The sequence below is a fragment of the Sporosarcina sp. FSL K6-3457 genome (assembly GCF_038007285.1).
Lineage (GTDB): Bacteria > Bacillota > Bacilli > Bacillales_A > Planococcaceae > Sporosarcina.
Map to the genome: position 1 here is coordinate 3,994,172 of NZ_JBBOWX010000001.1, position 21,143 is coordinate 4,015,314.

The following is a 21,143-nucleotide window of genomic DNA, read 5'->3' on the forward strand; positions in this document are numbered from 1 at the left end:
ACTAAAAAGGCTGTCCGATTCAGTTTTCACTGATTTCCTGGACAGCCCGATTCTCACATATAAATAGTGTTTGTACAAATGAACTGAATTAAAATGGTCCCCATCCAATGAGTACACCTATTACTAACATAATTACTGCTATTACGTTCCATATAATAAAGAGAGGCAACATCCATTTTACCCATTTACTCCATGGGACCCCTGCAACAGCAAGGCTCGCCATTAAAACGCCTGATGTCGGGAAAATACTATTCGTTAAACCGTCCCCAAATTGGAATGCTTGTACAGCAACTTGACGAGTAATACCAATCATATCTGCCAACGGAGACAAAATCGGCATAACAATCATCGCCGAGCCACTTCCTGATGGAATTACAAAGTTAAGAGCAGTATTGGCCACAAACATGCCCAGTGCAGCGAATATAGGTGACATCGTTTCCAATGGAATGGCAAGAGCGTATACAGCTGTATCTAAAATATGTGCATTCTCCATTACAATGAGGATGGCTCTTGCTACGCCTATAATCATAGCACCATAGACTAGTTTTTGGCATCCTTCCAAAAATACAATCGCAACTTTATTATAATTCATTCCCGCTATTACCCCAGAAACAAGTCCGATAATGATAAAGAATGCGGCCATATGGTCTATTGTCCAGCCAAATTGAACCGTCGCAAAAACGAAGAAAAGTAAGGCTAGACCAACAAAACTTAAGATTAGTTTGTGTCGGGCAGTGAAAGGAGCTGTTAACTCTTCACTTGAATCCTCAGAATTATCCAAGATGCCAATTAAGCTTTTTGACGGATCAGCCAAAATACCTTTCGCATATCTCCAGGTATAGTAAATCGTTATGCCGACGATAATGACAAATACGATAACCCTGAACAACATTCCCGAAAACAATGGAAGGCCAGCAATTGAATGAGCAATCCCAACTGTATAAGGATTTAAAAAGCCTACATTGAAACCCGCAAACGTCGCTCCAAATGTAATGGCGACCGCAACGATTGCATCAAGTCGAAGTGCTCTCGCGATGATGATACCAATCGCCACGAATGGAATAACCGAGTTTGCAACTGCACCGATAGCCCCACCTAATGCAAACAAAGTAGAAATAACAGCGATGAGCCAAAATTCCTTGCCTTGCATTTTATCTACTGCTTTTAAGATTCCACCTCTAATCGCCCCGGTACGTTCAATGACTTCAAATGCCCCACCCGCAAAAAGGACAAGAAAAATTAAACTACCGGATTGAACCATACCAGATTGCAAGGCTAAAAAAATGTCCATAAATCCAGCAGGATTCCTTTCTACTTGTTCATAAGAGTCCGCTACCACTCTTTCAACGCCATCTACAGCCACACGCTCAAATGAGCCTGCGGGTGTAATATAAGTTGCGAGAACAGCTATTAATAAGACGAGAAAAAGAATTACGTAAGTATCGGGCATTTCCCATTTTCTTTTGACTTGTTTATTGTCCCCTATTTTTGAATTCATCCTACTATCCCTCCATTTGTGTAATTATAGGAAAATCAGTGATTTAGTAACTTAAAGGCTGCATGGACAAACATATTTACTCCATTCTTTAAAGCGCTTTCATCTATATCGAAACGAGGATGATGATGGGGATAATCGGTACCCAAATCTCTATTCCCTGATCCTGTAAAGAAGAATGTGCCTGGCGCTTTCCCCAGGAAAGCAGAAAAATCTTCGCCGCCCATATTCGGTTTCATCTGCGCCAATGCCTGGTCTCCCCATAGTTCACGCACAGTTTCTTCAATGACATAGGTTGTTTTTTCATCGTTTATGACGGGATCAGGACCGTTATTGTAGGAAAAAGTATAGGAGGCACCATGCGCTTCGGTAATCCCTTTTACAATACGTTCCATCAACTCGTGGATGATGATGCGTTGTTCAGTGCTAAAAAGACGGACTGTACCAGCTAATTCAACAGAATCAGGAATGATATTCAAAGCAGAGCCACCTGCAAACTTGGTAACGGAAAGGACTACACTATCCAATGGATCTACTTTCCGGGAGACAATATGCTGTAAGTTGCTAACGACTTGTGCGCCAATGGCAATCGCATCGATAGTCTGATGTGGCAGGCCAGCATGTCCTCCGAGACCGATAATTGTAATTGTGAACGTATCGGGTGAGGACATTACAGGTCCGGACAAGACACCGAATTTCCCCGTTTCAATGGGTGACCAGAGATGAGCCCCAATGACCATGTCGACCCCATTCATTACACCTTCACGCACCATTTCTTGGGCACCACCCGGAGCTAACTCTTCGGCATGTTGGAATAAGAAACGGATTTCGCCTTTGATTCGATGCTGAAAGGATGAAAGGATCTTCGCCGTCCCTAGCAGGATGGCTGTATGACCATCATGACCACAAGCATGCATGATGCCTGCATTTTTGGATGAAAATGATAGTGAATTTTCTTCTTGGATGGGTAAAGCGTCGATATCCGCGCGAATCGCCAACGTTTTCCCTGGCTGGGACCCAATAAGACGTGCCATTACACTTGTTTTTGTGGGGCGGGAAATTTCTAGATTATCGAAAGACTGAAGAGTTTCATAAATAAATTGAGCTGTTTTATCCTCCTGAAAGGACAGCTCCGGATACTCATGAAGATATCTACGCCAACCAATTACTTCATCTTGAATTTCTTCAACCAAATTACTAAATTCTGTATTCCTCAATGTGTTACCTCCTAAGATTCGATTAAAACTCAATTTCGGACCATTAACGGTTATAGCCATTATTATATACGAAGCCCCTCGGTTCAGTCTAGTGTTAATTTTCTAACTTTGAAGAAAACAAAAAAAGACAAGATAAAGAATATCTTGTCATAACATGATTTGATAAATTTTTCTTGGTCTCCCTCTTGGATGGAGGGTTTCTTCGGCAACTACTTGCGCCAATCCTTTCGCCTCAAGCTCAGTCAAAATTCTGCGCGCGCTGCGTGGCATGATTTTCATATAGCTGGCTAAGTCATGGGCACTTATTTCCATTTTCCCGATTTTTCTTAGAATAGATTCCAGTTTACTCAACGTGACGACGCTTAATGAGGTTTGTTGGCTTAACGCTTGTAATTTCTCTGGGGCAATTCCATAGATGATTTGTTCAGGTTGCCCAAGTGGCCCCGTAATTGTTTTATCATCAAAAACGACCATCCATGAGCCCTTGTCATAGTCCTTGGCATGCAATAAGGCGATTCCTGCATTAATTTCCGCTTCATAGGCAGTTTGTCCAATCCCAATTCCACATGTAACAGTATTTTCTCCAGTAAGCTGAAGAACTGTCTGATCTGGAGTGACCGTGAATTCTTTAGTAATTTCTTGCAAGGGTCCGCGTGTTGTAAATATCATATAACGTCCTGGACCAGCTGACTTGAGCGAACCATTTATCTTCTTTGTATATTCCAATAGTTTTTCAGTCATTTTGATTTCAACTTTATGGATTTCATCTGTTGAAAAAGTGTCCTTTGTTAAGCTGGAAAAAGAATCGAATTCAATCATCTGTACTGCAATTTGTGATTCTTTAAAGTGCAAAGTCTCATCTGTTTGTCGAATAAGTGCCAATGTCGAAATGATTGCAGATTGTGCCGGAAGGACCCGAAACGCAGGTACACCAAGAGCGATGAGTGCGTGTTGGGCATTTTTCAGACAAGTGACTGCAGCTTGCGTCTTTCCTTCTTTCCATAGATCATAGTGGTACTGCACCACTTCATCTGTAGGGATCTCTTCTTCGTAGTGTTTTAAGAAACCGGGTTTAAAATCAATCTCTGATTCTAGGAAAATCCGTTCCAGTTCAGCAGGATTGAATGTATCAAAGCTTAATTGGCTAAACGGAATCTTTTGTTGATAAGCAATATGCAATAACGTTCTATAGAGACTAGATCCGGAAGAAGGTACATAAAACATGGGCTGTGAGATGCCAGACCATTTCTTGGCGTATCCATAGGGAATTTGCCCAGAAAATAGCCACATATCCACATCGTCCATGTTCGCAGTCAATTTTTCTATAATTTCATCATCCTGCCAATAAGAAATAGATATGCAACTAAATTCAGGAAATTGTACAATCACCGATTGCATAATTTCTAAGGAATCCTCCGCACCGAACAAGCCCAATCGAATTTTCTTCACCATACGGAACCACCTTTCACTATACAACTATAGCAGATATAGGGATTTCGACTTTTTACAAACGAAAAGAAGCAACCGCCCCTGCTATAGGGTTTAACAGTTACTTCTTGCTTTACAACGAGACGAATCGCTTCTCTTATCGGCTGTATGCACTTGGCTAATCCTTTAGCCACTTGAACTCGTTACACTATTGAACCCTTAACTTATTATAGATGGCGTATGTAAAGAAATCAATTTACTAAAGCGATTGTTGGCCAACCAGTGTTGTTCCATCCGCCAATAGGGATGCGGCGAAATCGCATCCCTTTACATAAAAAACAGCACGGTGATTGTATAGAAGTCGTTCAATCTAAAGCGAACCAAAGCTACTATACACAGAGTACCTAGTGTTTGATTAAGTTACTTTTTGGTTAATCAACAGGCGTAGTTTTTATTATCATTAGTCTCTGATAGCTCGCGAGCTTCCATTCATGACAAACATACTTTTCACAAGTGTTTCTAACATGACAGGCATTTCAACAAATGCGCTATCGACATGCAAACGTTCTGTTCGTTGGTGTGCGTCCTTTCCAAAAGGCCCGACGTTCAGCACTGGCGCCTTCAGCTTAGCCATGTCCGCAAAAGGAATACTGTACGTATCGCCCCATACCGGTGTATTGCTTTCAAATGCAGCCCAGCCGTTTGTATCATCTTCGTAATTGACATAACTCAAGTCGCAAATACCATTGAAATAATGGATTTGTTCAACTGTGTTATCAAATGTTTTCGCTGACTCCTTCATCAACTCAATGGACTGTATAACAAGTGGGTTATCCGACGAGTTAATGGCAGGATAATATGGCGGTGCATATAACAACACGGTTGCCGGCGCAAGTTCCTGACACTGAATCATTAGGTTATCGACGATGCGTAGCGATTTTTCACGGTCATCCCAGTCATCATTTTGGAGTACTTCTTGTTTCCAACGTTCGACTTCTTCTTGACCGAGTTTTTGTATGGCATGTTCTAGGAGTTGCTCGTAGCGTAACACCCTTACATCTCCTATACCTGCCACTTGCTCTCGATCACAAATAATTTTATAGCTATCGTTGCAAGCAGCCATCGCCTCATTGGCCACTTGTTCAAACAAATCCATTACTTCAGCCGCAGTGCGTTTTAATAGAAAGACATTATACAATGCCACGGCACGGTACGGCGTTTGTGTTGAATATTGCAACTTCAAATCTTTTTGCTGCAACGAGACCGGTAATGGCGTGCTCTCTCCTAAATCTGTTTCGCGGAACAATTCATTCCACTCCATACGCTGCGTCAAAAAGGATGCGATATAGTTTGCAGTCATGCCTTTCATCGGCTCACCAACATGCGTTTCCTTACCATAAAACAATGCGGCCGGCATAATTTTCCCAATAGTCCCTGAGTATACATACTCTGCAATATCCATCGGTTTTTGAGAAAAGGAAGGCTCACTATTTAAAAATAGTTTGTACGTTAGCCCTTGCTCCTCACGAATACGGACGAGTTCCGTCACCGCAGCGCGCATACCCGCAGAGTTCACTTCTTCATCAGGAACTGTCACCAACATTAGATTGATTGGCCATTTTTCGATGCTTGCTTTTTCAATTAGTTGCATATGAAGGGCCAAGCCCATTTTCATATCCATCGTGCCGCGACCAAACAAATACTTGCCCGATTCTAGGTCGATACGTGCCGCTTCCGGTAAATCTTCCATATGTTCCAATAGTTTTTTCGTCAGCTCTTCAGGGGAAAAAGCCAGTGGCTCCAACACGCCATACTCTTCCGTCCACACCGTATCAAAATGGCTAATAAGCACAATTGTCTCAGTTGCCTGCGGATGCTTGTACAAAGCCGTGACAAGCTGCCTCCCCAAACCAGCATCATGTAATTCTAAATAGCTCGGATTGTCACGGAAGTACGTCAACTCTTTCAACTTCCCCGCAACTTTCGGTGCAAACGTTCGCTCTCCCTCCGTTAATGTCCGACTATCCCAACTGACGAGTTCACATAACAATGATCGAAGCGTCGAAGATGTTCCCCATTTCAGTTCATTCATACTAATTCTCCTTTAGTTGCACATACTTTTCCACCTACCGGAAAACACTTCCGCAATACGGAAAGTCTATATGTAAAATATATTCTTTTCGTGCTACAATGTCAATGTATTTAGAATAATTCAGAATAAGATCAATTGCGTCTTGGCATAATTGTGTTGGAATTTTGAACTCCCTCTGATTGAAAAATGCTCTTCTGGCATTCATCCCCTACTAAGGAGAAATGGAACTAAATTTCTCCCCTATAGAAGTGGGACTTCTGCTGAATCAAGTTAAACTCACTTTTTACAATAATTAATTTCACAAAACTTATTTTTAAGACAGGCGGTGTTGTAAATGCAATCAATTGACCGTGCCATGGCCATAACAAGTGTCTTGGCAACGCACATGACAGACAATGGCATATCCATTTCAGACCTTTCCAAAGAATGTGAGTTACCCCTTAGCACCATGCATAGATTGTTAAAAGCAATGATTAAACAAGGTATGGTAGAGCAGGATGCACATACAAAATGTTATCGACTCGGGACCATTTGGCTGGAATATGGTTTACAAGTGTATGATTCGATGGACTACGTCAATAAAATAAGGCCCGAGTTAGAACGCTTGATGAGAGGCGTAGATGAGAGTGTTTATCTTAGTAAGCCATCGGGATTGGAAGCGATTATTATTGAAAGAATTGATAGTGAAAACAATCCCATACGGATCTACGACCAACTTGGTTTACGCATCCCCATGCATATCGGGGCGGCCAATAAAGCGATGCTTGCCAATATGCCGACTGTAAAATCGAACGCCATATTAAAAGAACTCTTACCGATTGAACAGTTACCTGTAATGGAGGTCGCACTTAAAAAAATAAAAAAACAAGGATATGCAATAAGCCATGGGGAGAAAACAGAAGGTACTTCCTCTGTCGCTGTGGCTGTTCGAGATGGGCTAGGAGAAGTCGTAGGTGCAGTTAGTATAGGGTTTGTTAGTTTTAATCTCACGGAAAGTCGGATGGAGTTTCTTATTGAAAAAGCGATAGAGACGGGTAAACGCATATCGGAGAAACTAGGGTCTACTGTGGCTCAAGACTAAGCTAGTCATCCGGGTTGAATGAAAGACTTCATCGACACCGCTTCAGCGCTAGTTTATACAACGCAAAAACGACACTCCGTATAAATAATACGAGTGTCGTTTTAATTTCTTATAAAAAAATAATAATCGCCAACACAGCGGCCAAAACAAGTCTGTAAATCGCGAATGGCATGAGCTTGACGCGTGTAATAAGTTTCAAGAAGAAACGGATAGAAATGAGTGCGAAGATAAATGCACTGATGAATCCAACGATGTAAAAGGACAGATCATCCATTGAAAGCTCTTCCCAGTTTTTCATCACCGACACAAGGCTTGCGCCTGCCATAATCGGAACCGCCATAATGAAGGTAAAATCGGCAGCCGTCTTATGATTCATGCCAAACAGCACACCACCTGAAATCGTTGCACCAGAACGTGAAAAGCCTGGCCATAGTGACAAACACTGTACAAGACCGACTGTGAACGCCTGCTTGTATGTAATTTGGTCCAATGTGTTAACCCATGGTTTTTTTGGACCGAATTTATCAGCTACAATCATTAGAATAGAACCTGCAACTAATGCAAATATTACCGTTTCTACACCTGAAAGTTGTTCGTCAATTAAATCCTTCAGTGCAAAGCCAATAATGACCGCGGGTAGCATCCCAATAATAACATGCAGTAAATTGAAGCTCGAATTCATTTTTTGTCCGTCAATCTTATACAGCCCTACCAAACTGAGTAGACGCTTCCAAAAGACGATAACAACGGCTAAAATCGAACCTAATTGAATCACAATCTTAAATGTGAAAGCCGAACGGTCTCCAAGAAAATCCTTTGTCTTCAGCCACATATCATCAACAATAATCAAATGCCCTGTTGAGGATACCGGAGCAAACTCCGTCATTCCTTCAACAAACCCAAGAATTAACGCCTTAATCAAATCAAATAACTCCATATGTTTTTACACTCTCTTTCTACGGGAATAACTAGTACTCCTCTAACTTTACTAAATACCTAATATAAGTGCAAACCAACTAACAAAGAGTAGACGCTATTGAATGAGTAAATGTTTCTTTGTCTCCAGTCATTTTACGCAATCCATTCCATTGTTATGACTTTTCATTACTCATTAGATTTGTGGATAACTTTTCAATCCACCTAGTTACCCACAATCATCCGTGCATAACTTCTGGAATTGTTTATACTTTCCGAATTTTCTCTTCAAAATTACTTTTAGATGTTACTAAGTCCATTTCCTCCAAAAAGATATCCACAATCCTCTTGCAAATTAATTCCACACCGCAGCCCCAGACCATATATAGTCCTCAGTCTAGTAAATTATATTTATAAAATATTACCAAATTTCATTCACTAAAGTACTAATCATTTGGTTGATTATTAAAGTCAAAGTTATTAATGCAAAAAGGACTCCATCATTACGTCCGTTCATGTTACTACGATTTTGCCATGCGAGTACGATATAGCGGTAACGCATATTCGTCGTGCAGCTAATCAATCCATTATATGAACGGCCTTGAAACTCTTTTTTGGAGTTTCAAAGCATTGTATTCTTCCTTCTATTTCGAAAAAATTGCGGATTATTGCGGGAAATTTGCGGTGTGAAATTTTATAGCCTATGTTAAGGTTATTTGTAAGCAGCTGCTGTAATGTATTAGGGATTTATCTTTATCCTCATACTGTTTTGATGGCCATCGAGATTTGCAAACGCTAAAAAATATGTAGAGCTTCCTTTCCATTTTTTACACGTGACAAGAATGGAAAGGAATATCAAGTACACCTTAGAATCACTTGAATTGAAGCCCTTTATTAAGATGCTTAAGGTGCGAAAGTTGAGTTATTAACCCCGACCCATTTATAACAGAGTTTTACGGATTTTAGTGTATTTTCAAACTTCAATTTAGGAGTTTTTATAAAATTTTGTATGAAAATGACCATAATAAAAAAAGAAGTGATATAACGAAATTATGAAAGGTGGATATTTTCCTGGAAGTATTGTGTTTCATGTAAATTACATCTATAAAATCTCTTATGAACTATAGACCATTATGTGTACATTGCGAGGAAATTATTTTAAAATGAAGAATATATCAATTTTATTTACACTGTTTGTATTATTAATATTATTCTCTTGTGACGATAAAACAAAGGAATTGGTATTAAATGACAAATATTGCAAGGCCAATTGGGCAATCTGTTCTATATTAAACTCAAAGGCAATAAAAAATTCTTCTGACGAAAGAATTATAAAAATTGCTATTTTAGACAGTGGTATAAACGATAACCATTCGGCTTTAAAAGGATTAGTGAAAAGTAGTTACAATGCTATAAATGATTCATTAGAAACACAGGATTTCTTTGGGCATGGGACAGCCATTGCAGGAATTATTGCAGCCAAACCAAATAAAGAGAATGTCACGGGGATACTTTCTAACGTTCAATTATTTGATGTTCAGGTACTAGATGAAAAAGGTCGAGGAAAGATTGAGAGCGTTATAAAAGGTATACAGTGGAGTATCGAACAAGATGTAGACATAATTAATATGAGCTTTGGGTTTCAAAATGATTCCGATTTATTAAAAGCTGCTATTAAAGAGGCATTGAATCAAGGCATTGTAATTGTTGCAGCAGCTGGAAATACTTTTGGATTATATACTGATTATCCAGCTAAATATGAAGGTGTATTATCTATTTCGGCAATCGATGTTCAATTACAACATTATTCATTAGCTGCCACTGGAAAAATCGATTTTGTCGCACCTGGAGTGGATATACCAATACTAGGGGAAATAAATAATGAGCACATAGTCAGTGGAACATCATTTGCAACTGCATATGCTACCTCAATTATTGCGTATCATCTCTCCAAATCTAGTAATTCAGATATTTTTTCTTCAGAAGTCATAGCTATAAAAAATGTAGGTAATAAAAAATATAATGGGCACGGAATGTTATATATTCCGTAAAGGAGATATTATGTTTAAAAAAACTTTATTGTATAGTATTATTTTTACTATCATAGTAACTTACACATTACCAAGAGATGTATTTGCTCAAACTCCTTACATACAAGGAGATAAAACCAATCAAGATATTTTAGAGTTAATTAATTCTACACAAGAAGTTACACATATAAACTCTGATTCCGCAAATATTGTAGTTAAAGAAACAATTAGTGAAGAATTATCTGATGTTGTTGAAACAACTACAATAGTGACAGAAAAAAATATTATCATTGAAACTACAATTGATGCGCCAGAATTAAATGCTGAAAGTACTTTATTATTTGATATGGAAAGTAACGAGTTCATTATGGACTTTTCAACTGAGGATGAGAATGGCGAGTTAATTAATCAAACTTATAAAGTTTTCTTAACTAGCCTTTCAGAAGATGAATTTAAAGCTTTCCTTGTTAATATGGACACAGGTGAAATACTCGAAGTGGATTCTGCAGAATTACAGGCATCTATTGTGCCTGTTGTAGCTATATTGGTTGGGTTTTTAGTACGCTCAGGTCTTAGTTGGATTATTAAAGAGTATGGAAAAACAGCCATTAAGTCCGTTGTAAAAGATGTAGCTAAAAAAATGGCCAAAAAATCGTTAGGTAAAGGTAGTACTGGAAGACAAATAGCTAAAGATTTAGTTGAAGAATTATTTATGGATCATGTATTAGATGATCCATTAGATGGTGCTACAGAATTCACAGCTATGAAATTGAATGATTCTAGATGGCATCACAGTGACGGTTGGGTAAAAATGGAACGAAAATTAAAAACTAAAGAGGGACAGAATGTAGTAATACACTTTGTATTCAATAAAAAAACAAAGAAATTTGATGACTTTAAATTTAAAGAATAAGGATGATTATATGCATAAATCTATCGCAGATATTCTTGAAAATTGGATTGAAAAAATAAACCAAGATGAATTCTATATTGCCAATTCATTTGATGTAATTATTAATGCAAAAAATAGCAGTGAAGCATTTGAATTTATTCCTTATATGATTGAGGCTATTTTATTATCAGAAGATGATTTTATTACCTCTCAATTAATTTTTTATATGAATTGTTTATATGGAAAAGCTAATACGACGGAACTTCATCCATCTTTTATATCCAAAAGACAAGAACTCGAAAATCATATATCTAATATGTCGGGAAATAATTCTGTAAGAGAATATAATGAATTCAAAAGAGATTTACGTCTATATTAATTTGTTGATTTTTTTGCAAGTATCTACTTCTTAAACTTTTACTCTCTATTTTTAAATTCTCATTACAAATTAGCACGATATAAGTCCTTTCAGTTTAAGGAGTACGCTCTTTGTAAAGGATATTTTTAAAAAGTTCTTAAGCAATTTGAAGATGATGATGTCTGTATTGTGCAGGCGTCATCTTTTTTTAAGTTCCATTGAGCTCAATAATAATTGTAGTAGGTCATATAACTCTTAATCTCCAATGTTTTGCTGCCTCACTGTAATTTCATCTTAATGACAAAAAAACGATTTTTGTGGCTAGTTATATGTAAATTGATACTGATTTTCTAACGTCATTTTTATTTACCATGCGCCTTTTGAATGACGGTAGAATTGAAATACCTTCAAGATGATTTCTTTAACCGCTTCATCTGTGAGGTAACGATAGTATCCTGAATGAGATACCCTCACTAATTTCCGAAACTAGCACACCATTCGCTTTAAACAGCACTTTTCGATGATGGTGTGTATCAATTAAAATTTTTGTTCCACTGTTATTTTTACCTTTCCTTCCTCACATCCTTTCCGCTAGCTCGATCTTTTTTAGTAGTGCATTCACTACGCACAGAAGGGTATTTTATGCTTCCAATCTGGCATACTTTTCATCTGAGCTCGACTCACGCTCCATTGAACGTCCTTAATGATATTTATGTGGCCTTTTCATGCTCTTTCTTTGTAAGCTGTACGCCATCGTTTTAAAGCTGACTTAGGTTATTGAATCCCCACCATGTCAATATCGAACCCTGTATCTTCAAAAATTTAGTAGGTATTTCTCTCCTTTCCGTATTCTTTAATGGCTGTTGCTTTGAATTCATCTGTATATGTAATCCCTTTTTTTACTAAAAACCTTTATACATAGGGATGTTTCTTTAGGACTCTTTGTTATTGATCAGTAAATAATTTCTTTGACATAAGCTTCGCTCCGCACTTCACCTATATATGTTGAACTAATGATTCTATATAATCTCTAGCAAAGGCGCCTTACTGGGGTAGCCGGAGCGCCAAGCGTTGTTTAGTAGGATTCTTTATATCAACATATATAGTTGTCATTTTTATTATAAAAAAAGCACCCCATAAGTGAGACTTTTAAGTGTCTATCTTATAGGGTGAATTTTATTTATGGATTCAGAGTCCTGTTATCATTTATACTTTCTGATAATGCTCGTTCAACTTAGTACGCAGCGTAGCTTTCAGGAATTTACCGACTGATGTTTTCGGTATTTCATTTAAAAAGATGACATCATCTGGAACCCACCATTTCGCAAATTGCCCTTCTAAATAGCTGAGTAGCAGCTGTTTTGTCTCCTCATCTGCAGTTTGTCCTTCATGTAAAACTACACAGGCAAGTGGGCGTTCCAACCATTTTTCATGCGGCACTGCAATAACTGCCGCCTCGAAAACAGCATCATGTGTCATCAATGCATTTTCCAAGTCCACGGATGAAATCCATTCACCACCACTCTTGATCAAGTCCTTTGTCCGATCTGTCAATTTAAGATAACCATTTTCCATCATCACCGCGATATCACCCGTATAGAGCCAACCATCTTTAAATGCCTCTTCCGTCCGCTCATCCTTATAATACTCACTAGCAATCCATGGTCCTCGAATGGCCAACTCTCCCATCGTTTTACCGTCCCAAGGTGCATCACCATTTTCATTAATGATACGGACTTCAAGACCCGGCATTGGCAACCCTTGCAGTGCACGAATATCGATTTTTTCATCCATTGTTAAATCATCCATTCCTGATGTATAGACAGATAGGCTGACTAGCGGTGATGTTTCTGTCATGCCATAGCCAACGATGAATGGGATACCCAGTTTTTCTTCGAATGCGCGAATCAAACCTTTTGGTGATGCTGAACCACCACATACGATAGCCCGGAGTGACGACAAGTCCCTTGGATTTTGCTCTTGTTCCTTCAGTACAGCCAGCCAAATTGTCGGTACTCCGGCAGTAATTGTTACTTTTTCCTGTTCAACCAAATCCAATAGTAATTTCGGATTCATACCAGGTCCAGGAAGAACTTGTGTTGTCCCAAAGAAAACAGCTGCAAATGGCATACCCCATGCATTGACGTGGAACATTGGTACGACAGGTAAGATGACATCCTGTTCCCGTAGCCCCATTGCATCCGCTAGACCTAGTGCGTAGCTATGCAACACTAAACCGCGATGCGTATAGACAACGCCTTTCGGATTACCCGTCGTCGCAGACGTATAGCACATGCCAGCAGGCGTATTTTCATCGAGATCCTCAGGAAATACATAGTCATCTGACGCTGCTTCGAGCAATGCTTCATAAGAATGGACATTTTCTAATGATGTTTCTGGAATTTCTTTGCTATCTCCCATAATGACATAGTGTTTCACTGTTTTGAGATAAGGAGCTAATTTTTCAAGATGCGGAAATAAATTATCATCTACAAGTAGAATTTCATCTTCCGCATGATTAATCACGTACGCAATATGCTCTGGCGACAAGCGAATATTAATCATATGCAGGATTGCCCCTGTACATGGCACACCGAAATAAGCTTCCAAGTGACGATGATGATTCCAGGCGAATGAACCAACTTTCGTTCCGTGCTGCATCCCAAGCTTCGTCAATGCATCTGCAAGCTTACGCGATCGTTTGGCAAAATCACGATAAGGAATACGGTGAATCGTATTTTCCGCTGTTCGTGAAATAATCAGCTTGTCCGGGAAAAATTGTTCTGCTCGTTTAACAAAGGACGATAATAAAAGCGGTGTTTGCATCATAATAGCCATCTCCCTTTTCATCGAATGATAATATCAGCATTGCAACTCGCCTAACCATGAACTATACGTGTGCCCGACTCTAGTTATGCCTTTAAAATTTACTGAATAAAAAGATATTTCTATATTAACAGAATACATGAAAGCGATTACAATTTCCACAATCATGTTAAATTGTTTCTGTACTAGACGATAATGGAACGCACCCTAAATTCGCCGCGTCCTGCAGCAACAAGGAAGGAGGCAGTTCAATCCTTCCCCGGCGCATGACCTACATCCTGTAGGCCCCAAGTCTTAGTTGAATATCCGTTCCGCGCCCGTTTGGACAAACTGAAAAACGTTATAAGATAAAGCTACAAACGAAAGGAGGAACTACAAATGAAAAAATTTGGTCTTGCAGTACTCGGTATTACAGCAGCAATTGTCGTCCTAGCAAATCTTGGATCACTTCTTGCCCTTGCCTTTTCCGCATTAATTGCCTATGCGGGGTTCCACTACTATAGAAAAAGCGAATCTACATTCAAAAAATTGTTCTGGGGAGCTGTTCTACTTATCGGCTTATTCTCAGCGGTTTCGAATGTACCTGCCTTCATCGGCATCATCGCGCTTATCGGTGTTTTGTATGTGTGGCGTAGATGGAAAGGCACGGAAAGTAACAACATCATTACAAACGCTTCAGATGATCCATTCGTAAACTTTGAACGTCAATGGAACGAAATCACAAAATAATGAGGAGGAATTCACTATGAACTCACTTTGGAACAGATTTAAATACTCCGTACAGGCGGATCTTCACACAGTATTCGACAAAAAAGAAAGCAAAAACCCGATTGCGATGTTAAATCAATACATTCGCGAGGCAGAAAAACAAACAGAATCTATTGGAAAATTACTTGAACGTCAGAGTAAATTGAAAACAGCACTTGAAAAAGAACTAACGGAAGCCGAAAAAATGTCTGACAAACGTCGCAATCAGCTCGAATTGGCGCAAGCTGCTGGAGAAGAAGATCTTGTTGCATTTGCCGAAGAAGAGGTTGCCGCATATGACACACGTGCTGCGGAATTGGCGGAAAGCGTTACAGAAACGGCTTATGAATTAATTTCGTTGGAGCGTAAATTCGAGGAAATGAAACATAAAGTGAAAGATATGAAAGTACGTCAGCTACAATTGATGGGCAAAGAGAATGTCACGCGTGCACATCATCGTATGGACCAAGTCATCTCCCCTGAAAATGCCGACAGCCGTGTAGCATCCGTCGGTGAAATGAAGCAATATATCGAGAACCTTGGTGGAAAAATTGAGCGCGAATACGAAACGTCTTCCATGGAACGCCGTCTGGAGTCACTCGTCAAAGTAGAAAGTGCTCCGATACTTGAAAAAAGTCCCGCAAAAGAAGTGGAAATTGTGTAAAATAGGGGAAGGCAGTCGTTGCCTTCCTTTTTTCTTACTGATAATCAAATCTACATATTCTCTATAAGTAAATCTGACACCAAAAAGGGGGAATCTCACTATGAAACGTATCGATACAAATAGAATTACATTTTGGGTACTCGCCTTCCTACTGCTCATTTTTTGCGAAGCAGTACTTTTCCATAATGGCAACATTGTGTTCGTCCTTTTTGGTGCCGGACTCCTTTATTATGGTTCACGTAAACGCTCGAAGTGGATGTTTCTGCTCGGCTTTTTCTTCATTGCTATGGCTCTTTTCACTTTATGGAGTCTACGTCTGGCCATTTTCGTATCGATTATCTATATACTTGTTCGCTTATGGAAAGGCGTTCCGTCAGAAGAAATTATGCGGCCTCTTAAGGAATTCCAGAAAGAAACACCGAATGCCATCTGGAAAAATAAATTATTTTCTGTCCAGTCCTCTCCTTTTTCATCATATGAATGGGAAGATATCCATATCCAGGGCGTGTTTGGGGATTTGCACATTGATGTAACAGATACTGTGCTACCAAAAGGAACTTCTTTAATTTCCGTTAGGCAAGGTATCGGCAAAATTAAAATTGACCTTCCCTATGAAATCCCGGTACGCATCCATTACACAACATTATTCGGTGATGCCCGGTTGTTCGATACCCATCGAAAACGGCTTATTAATGAGTCTCTTCACATGAAGGATAGTTATGAAGGAGTGCAGAAGGACAGTGCGGAGCTCATCATCACGCTCTCCACATGGGCTGGAGATGTCGAGGTGACGCGAAAATGAAAGCAGTTATAGGACGCGGTCTATTTCTTTCATTCCTTTTTACTAGTATTGCAGCAATTTATATCTACTTTCTTCTCGATTTACCGTTAGATGAAAGTTGGTTCGCCTTTTACGAATTGCAGTTTGCCGACGTACCACTCGGTTGGTGGATTTTGAATACTACACTTTTGCTCGGCTGGGGAATTGCCATTTGGACGAATTTTTTAGGGCGCACAAAAGAAAAAGCCATCGAGCAAAGATTATCCGGTTTGATTGACACAGAAAAAGATGATTATCCGAAAGAAAAATTTACGCCACGCATGGACCGGGCAATAGATACGGTATCAACGGTCATTCATACGCAGCGTAAAAGCTTACAGCGTATCACCGACGAGCGTGCAGAAGCGCAAGACCAGCTAATCCAAGAGCGCATTGTGCAAGAACGGCAGCGGCTTGCGCGTGAACTGCATGATTCCGTGTCACAGCAACTATTTGCCGCCTCCATGCTGCTATCCGCGATTACGGAAAGTAATGACAATACAGAAACGCAAAGACCATTACTACAAGTAGAGCGCATGGTTCAGCAAGCTCAACTTGAAATGCGGGCATTGCTCCTTCATTTGCGACCTGCAGCATTGAATAATAAATCACTTGCTGAAGGGCTGGAAGAATTATTAGTGGAATTACGGGAAAAGGTCCTGTTTGATATTCGATTTCGCTTGGAGGAAGTGACGTTGTCAAAAGGTGCAGAGGATCATTTATTCCGAATCGCGCAGGAAACATTATCCAACACATTACGCCACGCACAGGCAACTGAAGTCGATGTGTTATTCGTCGAACGTGATGGTCTGGCTATTTTCCGCGTGCAGGATAACGGGGTTGGATTTAAAGATAGTGATGGAAAAGGCGGTTCGTACGGCTTACAAAACGTCAAAGAGCGTGCCATTGAAATTGGTGGAACATGCAAAATCGTTTCCATCCCATCACAAGGAACGATTGTCGAAGTAAAATTGCCTGCACGGAAAGGTGAGGAAGTAAATGATCAAGATCTTATTAGTGGATGACCATGAAATGGTGCGTATTGGTGTGTCTGCCTACTTGCAAATTCAACCGGACATGGAAGTTGTCGGCGAGGCAGTAAACGGACGTGAAGCGGTAGGAAAAGCACTAGAATTACGACCCGATATCATTTTGATGGATATGGTCATGCCAGAAATGAACGGCGCCGAAGCAACGGCCGCCATTATTAAAGAATGGCCCGAAGCAAAAATCGTCATTGTTACTAGCTTTTTGGATGACGATAAAGTCTATCCTGCGCTTGAAGCTGGCGCGATTAGCTACATATTGAAAACCTCCAACGCCAAGCGTATTGCCGAGGCCATCCGCGACACATTAAAAGGCCAAACCGTTTTGGAGCCTGAAGTAACGACCAAAATGATGCAAAAAATGCGCGCTGGCAATGAACGTCAACTACACGATGAATTAACTGAGCGTGAGCTTGAAATTTTGTTGTTGCTTGCACAAGGCAAGACTAATCAGGACATTGCAGATGATCTATTTATCGCGCTGAAAACAGTGAAAACACATGTCAGTAACTTGTTGTCTAAACTCGAAGTGCAAGATAGGACGCAAGCTGTCATTTATGCGTTTAAGCATGAGTTGGTGGAATAAATGATGGGGGGAATACCAGCGGGTTTGCTGTGAACTCGCTGGTATTTTTTAAGCTTGCCGGTAAATTCTCAAACTCGCTAATAGTCTCTCTATATATAAACAAAAGCAACCGCTCCGCAATGGGATGGTTGCTTATCTTTCATGGTTTGGCAGGGACATTATTCGTTTTCTCTCCATTCCATTTATCATGCGACTCTTGATTAAATTCGCGATCATACTCTTCCTTGTCCTCAAGCGGGGAACGTTCTCCTGACTTAGGCTTGTTATAACCACTGTCTACCTTGTTTGTGGCAAAAGCAGATGGCTCGTTTTCGCCTGTTTTCTTCTGTGCATTTTTCCTGAATACCTCGGTTACATTTGAATCGGACGGATCTGCTAGTGGTAGCTCATCTGACTTACCTACCCCAGCTACTTTCGGTTCAAAATCTTCCTTGTTTGGATACTTTCCATCTGATTTTGTCATAATACACTCCTCCTTCACTTTACTTATTCGATAAGTAAAGTCATTTTCCCTCTTACACTATTCCTTTATATCAATAAACTTAAACCTGTTTATCAAAAACTCTTGAAATTATTTTTTATCCTATACCATCCTATTCTAAACTTAGGGGTGATTTTTGAACAATTTTTCAGCTTTGCACTACTACTTATCAATATCTCCTTTGGAGTGAGCGAGGTCAAATTATTTTATCTTCATGGACCATTCATATATTTGCAAATATCGGTGTTCTGCTCGCTTGGGGGATAAATGCATTGATTGGACTGGCTGGGGCCCGAATTCTAGACATCAGCACAAAGTGATAAACCTTCTTATCTTTTAAGAAAAACTGTACGCAATGCCTATTATCAAAGACATTGCGTACAGCTTCAATCATCCTACTTATTGAAAAATTACCGTCCATTTTTCAAACCATTCTTACAGGACTATTCTATTTGGTAAAAAGCTTCTCCGCATCGTCAAGCGCCATACTGTGACCAATAGAAGAATAATCAAGCCATTTTTGACCATCTACCATATATACTTGATTATTTTTGACTGCTTTTAAATTTTTCCAAACTGGATTTTTCTCCAATTCCTCAAAATTACTCATAGCTTCGTTTCCTCTGCTAATAATAACGAAGATTGCATCCGCTTCAAAATCGGGAAGTACTTCCTTCGATATCACTTCAAAAGGTTGATCTGCCGCGATCTTTTCTACCCCATTGGCCATGTTCAGCTTAAGATCCTCGAACATGATAGGTCCTAATGGTCGTCTAGTACCCATAACACGTAATTCCTTGGCAGTCATACGAATAGCCATGACTTTTGCGTCTGCCCCCAGTTCATTATGTATCAAACTGCTTACCCGCTCCGTTTTTGCTTCGTAGTCTTCGATAAACACCTCTGCGTCCTTCTCAAGACCGACATGCTCTGCAATACGTTTCAAATGATCCCGCCAAGTCCCCGTATCTAGATCGATACTAATGGTAGGTGCAATTTTTTCGAATTTGGCAAGGTCCGTTGCAGAATAAACCTCATCGATATAAATGATATCTGGCTTAAGCGCAAGTAAAGACTCCATATCCGGATCAGTAACAACACCTAATTTAGCTACCCCCTGTAGTTGATCTGCTACATGTGGCAAGAAATCCTTCACATCGCCACCTACGACAGAACCTGCCGGAGTAATTCCAAGTGCTAGCAAATTATTCGTAATATGAATCGACATCGAAGCAATTTTAGCATTCGGATCATGAATCAAAATGTCAGATGTAGAAGTAGTGCTATCCTTTGCTTCATTTTCATTATTCGCAGTCGATGAAGCAGTAGTTGTCGGTTCATTAGCCTGTCCGCAAGCAGCCAGTACAACAAGTAGCAAAAGTGATACCATCGTTAACATGATTTTTTTCATTGTGATTGTGTTCCCCCATAAAATAAATTTTGGTTAATTTTTAGTTTTGAAAAGTAAATAGAGAAAATAAGGGCCGCCAATAGCTGCCACAACTACACCTGCTGGAATGGCATTTGGCTGAAAAATCGAACGACCTACAGTATCAGCAGTTACCAAAATGACCAAACCAACTAATCCAGCTACCGGTAGGAGATAACGATGCTCCGGTCCCGCAAGACGTTTAGCAATGTGAGGAGCCACAAGGCCAATAAATCCAATCCCTCCAACCATAGACACACTGGTACAAGACAACGCAACCGCCAACGCAAGCATGATGATCCGGTTCCTAGTAACATGACTACCAATACTTAACGCGGTTTCATCACCCAATGCGAATATGTCCAATGTTTTAGAATAAATATAGGCTAAGGGAACTAGCAGAGCAACCCACGGAAATAGTGCCCAAACATGAATCCAATCTCTCCCCCATACACTTCCAGCTAACCAGCGTGCAGCGAAGGAGTATGTATCCTGATCCAATCTTAGTGACAATAAGAGCGTAAGTGCGCTAACCCCTGCCGCTACAGCAATCCCTACCAATATCAATCGAATCGGTAGGATTCCTCTGCGACGATCGTATGCAACTAGGAAAATAATAAGAGCAGTAAAAACGCCACCTATAAAGGTAAACAAGGGTATTAATAACGCAATAGGTCCCTCCATCGTACGAAAAAAAGAAACAAATATTATTAATCCAAACCCCGCTCCCGTATTAATTCCCAAGATTCCAGGATCCGCAAGAGAGTTACGAGATACCGCTTGAAAAACAGCACCTGAGATTCCGAGTCCAACACCCGCTAACATCGTTACAAGAATGCGCGGCAACCGGTACTCGAACATAATCATAGTCTCTTCCACCGTGCCATATCCGAAGAAAGTTCGCCACACCGTTAATGGCGATAAACGAATCGTCCCTGTATTTAAGCTTACGACAATCACAGCAGCCGCAAGAAGTAGCAATATAATACTAATATACATCGCTCTTTTTGCTCTTTTTTTAACCGATAGATCCATA

Annotated in this window: 18 protein-coding genes; 9 read left to right on the plus strand and 9 right to left on the minus strand. The window is 39.9% G+C overall.

Annotated elements, in window-relative coordinates; all coding sequences use genetic code 11:
• Positions 1-88 precede the first annotated feature (88 nt).
• The 4 genes from N1I80_RS19310 to N1I80_RS19325 form a co-directional block, all read right to left on the minus strand.
• On the minus strand, positions 89-1,498 hold the full coding sequence (locus N1I80_RS19310) for a YfcC family protein (protein WP_340739460.1): 1,410 nt from the start codon (positions 1,496-1,498) through the stop codon (positions 89-91).
• 35 nt (positions 1,499-1,533) lie between these two features.
• The gene (locus N1I80_RS19315) at positions 1,534-2,712 is read right to left on the minus strand and encodes a M20 family metallopeptidase (protein WP_340739461.1); all 1,179 of its coding nucleotides are present in this window, start codon (positions 2,710-2,712) and stop codon (positions 1,534-1,536) included.
• Between the two features lie 147 nt (positions 2,713-2,859).
• Positions 2,860-4,164, minus strand: coding sequence for an ArsR family transcriptional regulator (locus tag N1I80_RS19320; RefSeq protein WP_340739462.1), 1,305 nt, complete (start codon positions 4,162-4,164; stop codon positions 2,860-2,862).
• 436 nt (positions 4,165-4,600) lie between these two features.
• Positions 4,601-6,232 (minus strand): M20/M25/M40 family metallo-hydrolase, encoded by a 1,632-nt coding sequence (locus N1I80_RS19325; RefSeq protein WP_340739463.1) that lies wholly within the window; start codon positions 6,230-6,232, stop codon positions 4,601-4,603.
• 334 nt (positions 6,233-6,566) lie between these two features.
• Between N1I80_RS19325 and N1I80_RS19330 the strand changes: the two genes are divergently transcribed.
• The gene (locus N1I80_RS19330) at positions 6,567-7,313 is read left to right on the plus strand and encodes an IclR family transcriptional regulator (protein WP_340739464.1); all 747 of its coding nucleotides are present in this window, start codon (positions 6,567-6,569) and stop codon (positions 7,311-7,313) included.
• A 109-nt stretch (positions 7,314-7,422) separates the two neighbouring features.
• Here N1I80_RS19330 and N1I80_RS19335 read toward each other — a convergent pair whose 3' ends face one another.
• Complete coding sequence (locus N1I80_RS19335; protein WP_340739465.1) at positions 7,423-8,250, minus strand: undecaprenyl-diphosphate phosphatase; 828 nt, start codon at positions 8,248-8,250, stop codon at positions 7,423-7,425.
• Positions 8,251-9,391: 1,141 nt separating this feature from the next.
• On the opposite strand from N1I80_RS19335, the gene N1I80_RS19340 reads away from it, so the two are divergent.
• Genes N1I80_RS19340 through N1I80_RS19350 form a run of 3 tightly spaced genes read left to right on the plus strand, consistent with a single transcriptional unit; the run spans position 9,392 to position 11,529 of the window.
• Positions 9,392-10,279 (plus strand): S8 family serine peptidase, encoded by an 888-nt coding sequence (locus tag N1I80_RS19340; protein WP_340739466.1) that lies wholly within the window; start codon positions 9,392-9,394, stop codon positions 10,277-10,279.
• 10 nt (positions 10,280-10,289) lie between these two features.
• Positions 10,290-11,171 carry an SAR2788 family putative toxin gene (locus N1I80_RS19345; RefSeq protein WP_340739467.1) on the plus strand — a complete coding sequence of 294 codons (882 nt, stop codon included), beginning with the start codon at positions 10,290-10,292 and terminating at the stop codon, positions 11,169-11,171.
• 10 nt (positions 11,172-11,181) lie between these two features.
• A complete protein-coding gene (locus N1I80_RS19350; RefSeq protein WP_340739468.1) occupies positions 11,182-11,529 on the plus strand; it encodes a hypothetical protein in 348 nt (115 codons plus the stop codon).
• Between the two features lie 1,185 nt (positions 11,530-12,714).
• On the opposite strand, the gene N1I80_RS19355 is transcribed toward N1I80_RS19350, so the two are convergent.
• Entirely contained in the window at positions 12,715-14,337 is a 1,623-nt protein-coding gene (locus tag N1I80_RS19355; RefSeq protein WP_340739469.1) for a long-chain fatty acid--CoA ligase, read from the minus strand.
• Between the two features lie 375 nt (positions 14,338-14,712).
• Between N1I80_RS19355 and N1I80_RS19360 the strand changes: the two genes are divergently transcribed.
• The 5 genes from N1I80_RS19360 to N1I80_RS19380 all read left to right on the plus strand — a co-directional run bounded on the left by N1I80_RS19360 (position 14,713) and on the right by N1I80_RS19380 (position 18,197).
• A complete protein-coding gene (locus tag N1I80_RS19360; RefSeq protein WP_340739470.1) occupies positions 14,713-15,063 on the plus strand; it encodes a lmo0954 family membrane protein in 351 nt (116 codons plus the stop codon).
• 16 nt (positions 15,064-15,079) lie between these two features.
• Positions 15,080-15,745, plus strand: coding sequence for a PspA/IM30 family protein (locus N1I80_RS19365; RefSeq protein ID WP_340739471.1), 666 nt, complete (start codon positions 15,080-15,082; stop codon positions 15,743-15,745).
• 100 nt (positions 15,746-15,845) lie between these two features.
• Complete coding sequence (gene liaF, locus N1I80_RS19370) at positions 15,846-16,547, plus strand: cell wall-active antibiotics response protein LiaF (RefSeq protein ID WP_340739472.1); 702 nt, start codon at positions 15,846-15,848, stop codon at positions 16,545-16,547.
• Positions 16,544-17,590, plus strand: a complete 1,047-nt coding sequence (locus N1I80_RS19375; protein WP_340739473.1) for a sensor histidine kinase — start codon at positions 16,544-16,546, stop codon at positions 17,588-17,590. The genes liaF and N1I80_RS19375 overlap by 4 nt, the downstream gene beginning before the upstream one ends.
• Positions 17,565-18,197: a response regulator transcription factor gene (locus tag N1I80_RS19380; RefSeq protein ID WP_340739474.1), complete on the plus strand. Its 633-nt coding sequence runs from the start codon at positions 17,565-17,567 to the stop codon at positions 18,195-18,197. Before N1I80_RS19375 ends, N1I80_RS19380 begins: the two co-directional genes overlap by 26 nt.
• 139 nt (positions 18,198-18,336) lie before the next feature.
• Here N1I80_RS19380 and N1I80_RS19385 read toward each other — a convergent pair whose 3' ends face one another.
• The 3 genes from N1I80_RS19385 to N1I80_RS19395 all read right to left on the minus strand — a co-directional run bounded on the left by N1I80_RS19385 (position 18,337) and on the right by N1I80_RS19395 (position 21,142).
• Positions 18,337-18,660 carry a hypothetical protein gene (locus N1I80_RS19385; RefSeq protein ID WP_340739475.1) on the minus strand — a complete coding sequence of 108 codons (324 nt, stop codon included), beginning with the start codon at positions 18,658-18,660 and terminating at the stop codon, positions 18,337-18,339.
• Positions 18,661-19,126: 466 nt separating this feature from the next.
• The gene (locus N1I80_RS19390) at positions 19,127-20,089 is read right to left on the minus strand and encodes an ABC transporter substrate-binding protein (RefSeq protein WP_340739476.1); all 963 of its coding nucleotides are present in this window, start codon (positions 20,087-20,089) and stop codon (positions 19,127-19,129) included.
• A gap of 33 nt (positions 20,090-20,122) precedes the next feature.
• Positions 20,123-21,142 carry a FecCD family ABC transporter permease gene (locus N1I80_RS19395; RefSeq protein WP_340739477.1) on the minus strand — a complete coding sequence of 340 codons (1,020 nt, stop codon included), beginning with the start codon at positions 21,140-21,142 and terminating at the stop codon, positions 20,123-20,125.
• Position 21,143 lies beyond the last annotated feature (1 nt).